The following is a 3,202-nucleotide window of genomic DNA, read 5'->3' as shown; positions in this document are numbered from 1 at the left end:
GTGTACGCTTCGCGGCCGCCGTCACCGACGACCCCGCAACACTCGTTACCAGGCGGGCGCTACCCCTTACCTGGGCCGGACTTCCACCGGCCGGATCGCGCCAGCTTTCCTCACGCACCGCGCAATGCGCCAGCCAAGTCTCGATGAGTCATCCTCATCAAGACTTGGTATTAGCAGGGCAAGCGGGTTCACCCGATTGCCCTGAAACCGCTTAGCCGTTCGGCTTGCTCCCGGGAAGCAGGGAGCACTACAATGACGGGAAATTGAAACGACACGCCGGAACGGCGCCCAACAACGGAAAAATTTGCGTGAAAGAATGGTTCGCCATCGGCTTGGTCGCAGCCGCCCTCTGTCTCGGCGCGACCCCGGTCAGGGCCGATCTGCTCTCCGCGGACGATGAGAAGCTCTACCACGAGGCCTTCAACGCGGCGCGCAACGATCATTACGACTGGGCGCAAGCCGCCGCGGCCAAGGCACACAGCAAATTGCTGGCGAAGGTTCTGCAGTGGCAATATTACACCCAGGCGAACTCCGGAGCCGGATTCGCTGAAATCACCGCCTTCATCCGTGCCAATCCGACATGGCCGCAAATCTCCACCCTGCAACGCCGTGCCGAAGAGGTGATCACCGCCGCCACGCCGGATTCGGTCATTCTCGACTGGTTTTCCACCTCGGCGCCGCAGACCGTCGATGGCGCCATGGCCTACGGCAGGGCGCTGATCAATGCCGGCCAGAACGAAAAGGCGCTCAAACTCTTGCGCGACACTTGGGTCGGCGGCAACTTCGGCCCTATCCAGGAGCGACAGTTTCTGGACACCTTCCAGGAAATATTGAGGGACGAGGAGGACGACGCCCGTTTCGACCGCCTTCTGTGGACTCATCAGGAACAGGCCGCCGCCCGGCAGCTATCGCGCGTCGACGACAGTTTCCGCCTGTTGGCCCAGGCCCGCCTGGCGCTCGACAACGACGAGGCGAACGCGGAAGCCCTGGCCGCCCGCCTGCCCGAGCGTTTCAAGAACGATCCCGGACTGCTCTACGAGCTTGTTCATTATCGTCGCCAGCACGACAAGGATGACCAGGCCATCGCCTTGTTGAGCCACCCGGCCGCCGATACCGTCCATCCGGAAATGTGGTGGACGGAACGGGCCGTCCTGGCCCGCCGGGCTCTTGCCCAGGGCCGCATTTCACAGGCCTACGAAATCGCCCGCCGGCATGGCCAGATGGATGGGGCGGGTTTTGCCGACGCCGAATGGTTTTCCGGATGGATCGCCTTACGCTTTCTGAGCGATTACGAGGTCGCCCTCGGCCATTTCACGCGCATGTTCGAACGGGTCTCTTCGGCGCAAAGCCGGTCGCGAGCCGCCTATTGGGCGGGACGGGCCAGCGACGCCTTGGGACGTGGCGACGATTCTGTACGCTGGTACAACCTCGCCGCGGTGCATATCACGACATTCTATGGCCAGCTCGCGGCCGGCCGGCTCAACCGCGATCAGCTCTGGCCCCTGCCCGCGGATCCGGAACCCACCGCCGCCGATCATGAGAATTTCGAGCGCCATGAACTGGTCCGCGTCGCCCGGATGCTGGGACAAATCAAGGAAACCGATCTGATCCGGCCCTTCATGATGCGCATGGCCGAACTGAGCGATTCACCCGGCACCCGGACACTGGCCGCGGGTCTGGCCAGCACGCTGGGCCGATCCGACATCGCGGTCAGCGTCGCCAAACGATCCGAACGCGAAGGCGTGCCGATCGTCACCTCGGGCTATCCGGTGCCAAGGCTGAATACCGCCGACCGCCCGGAACGGGCGTTGGTGTTCGGAGTGATCCGGCAGGAAAGCGCCTTTTATCACCAGGCGGTTAGCCCGGCCGGCGCCCGCGGGTTGATGCAATTAATGCCCACGACGGCAGCCAAGATCGCCAAGGCGATGAATGTGGTCTTCAAGAAAAAGGAAGCCCTGGCCAACGCGCTGACGCAGGACCCCGGGCTGAATGTCAAACTGGGCTCGGCCTATCTGGAAGATCTTCTGGCTGATTTCAACGGTTCCTACATCCTTTCGGTGGCCTCCTACAATGCCGGGCCGTCACGCGTCAGAAAATGGATGCGGGACCTGGGCGATCCCCGGCAGCCCGATGTCGATGCCGTGGATTGGATCGAAAGCATTCCATTCGCCGAGACCCGTAACTATGTGCAACGTGTTCTCGAAGGTGTGCAGGTCTATCGGCGCCGCCTTGGCGTGACCGATCCGACCCTATCCCTGGAACGCGACGTTAAGCGATGACGCCATGGGGAAACGCGATATGCGGAATTTCCATACTTTCTCAATACGTCCGGCATGGGACTTCCGAAATTAAGGAGAATCTGTGATGAACGTACCGATGTCCGGCGTGAGTGTTTGCGCGTTCGACGCCTATGGCACCTTGTTCGACATTAAAGCCGTGGTCGACAGCAGCCGCGCCGCCCTGGGACCGAAAGCCGATGCGCTGGTCGATCTCTGGCGGCGCAAACAATTGGAATATAGCTGGCTGCGCAGCTTGATGGGCCGGCATTCCGACTTTTGGCACGTCACCGGGGAAAGCCTCGACTATGCGTTCAAGGCCTTGGATATCGACGATGCCAGCCTGCGTGCCCGATTGATGGAATCCTACCTCTGCCCCAACGCCTATCCGGAGGCCAAGGCAACACTTCAGTCCTTGAAAACGGCCGGCTACAAACTGGCAATCCTCTCCAACGGCTCGCCCAGCATGTTGACCTCCGCCACCAAGGCGGCCGGCCTCGATGACCTGTTCGATGTCATCCTGTCGGTCGAATCCGTCGGCATCTACAAGCCGCACCCGACAGCCTACCGACTGGTCACCGACCATTTCGAATGCCAGCCGGCCGGCGTCGCCTTCCTGTCGTCCAACGGTTGGGATGCGGCGGGCGGCTCAGCTTTCGGTTTTCAGGTGGTCTGGGTCAATCGCGCCGGTCAGCCCCGCGAGGTCCTGCCGGCGGCGGCGCATGCCGAGGTTTCCAGCCTCACGGCTTTGCCGGAACTGTTCCGGCTGTAATCGGTGATTGCGCGCGAGGGCTTCGGATCGAACCTCTCGCGCCCTACAGGGCGTGGAGGACGGGTCCGGCGTTTCCGGAGGTGAGGTTGCGATAGCGGGCCAATGCCCAGACCGGGAAGAAGGTCCGGTAGCCGTGGTAGCGCAGATAGAAGAC

Annotated in this window: 3 protein-coding genes; 2 read left to right on the top strand and 1 reads right to left on the bottom strand. The window is 62.3% G+C overall.

Going from position 1 to position 3,202, the window contains the following annotated elements; all coding sequences use genetic code 11:
- The first annotated feature begins 308 nt into the window (after positions 1-308).
- On the top strand, positions 309-2,279 hold the full coding sequence (locus tag CWS72_RS27205; protein ID WP_101253808.1) for a lytic transglycosylase domain-containing protein: 1,971 nt from the start codon (positions 309-311) through the stop codon (positions 2,277-2,279).
- A gap of 85 nt (positions 2,280-2,364) precedes the next feature.
- Entirely contained in the window at positions 2,365-3,048 is a 684-nt protein-coding gene (locus CWS72_RS27200; protein ID WP_199176017.1) for a haloacid dehalogenase type II, read from the top strand.
- A 43-nt stretch (positions 3,049-3,091) separates the two neighbouring features.
- Here the strand turns inward: CWS72_RS27200 and CWS72_RS27610 are convergent.
- Positions 3,092-3,202, bottom strand: a 111-nt coding sequence (locus CWS72_RS27610; protein ID WP_146002916.1) for a hypothetical protein, incomplete at its 5' end; no start/stop codon positions are given.

The organism is Telmatospirillum siberiense (assembly GCF_002845745.1).
GTDB lineage: Bacteria > Pseudomonadota > Alphaproteobacteria > Rhodospirillales > Magnetospirillaceae > Telmatospirillum > Telmatospirillum siberiense.
Note: the sequence above shows the minus strand (reverse complement) of the source record. Positions and strands in the feature narration are given on the sequence as shown.